At 68.3% G+C, this 350-nt stretch carries 1 protein-coding gene; it reads left to right on the top strand.

Features of this window, described 5'->3' with window-relative positions:
• Positions 1-350, top strand: a 350-nt coding sequence (locus AC2A1N_RS16415; protein WP_484372890.1) for a hypothetical protein, incomplete at both ends; no start/stop codon positions are given.

Raw genomic sequence — 350 nt, 5'->3', positions numbered from 1 at the left:
CGCCAGCTGCAGCGTCCGCTGGATCTGGATTACCGCCCGCAGGCGGTGCATGACCCCGCGGCAGGCGGCCTGTCGCTGGGCTATGGCTACGATCCCGTCGGTTCGATCACCGAGCTGAAGAACGGCGCAGGCTCGTCGGTGCTGGCCAAGTACGCCTACGACGCGCTGGGTCGCCTGACCCAGACCCAGGACGGGACGACAGGCACACCGATTGAAACCTATGCCTACGACGCCACCGGCAATCGCACCGCGCTGACCACCTCGGCAGGCACCGCCAGCTACACCTATCCCGCAACCAGCCACCGGCTGACCGCCGTGGACGGCGAAGCGCGCAACCATGACGCGGTGGG

It is taken from the genome of Stenotrophomonas maltophilia group sp. SKK55, from assembly GCF_057179845.1.
The sequence above is the reverse complement of the archived record's forward strand: the minus strand, read 5'-3'. Positions and strand labels throughout refer to the sequence as shown.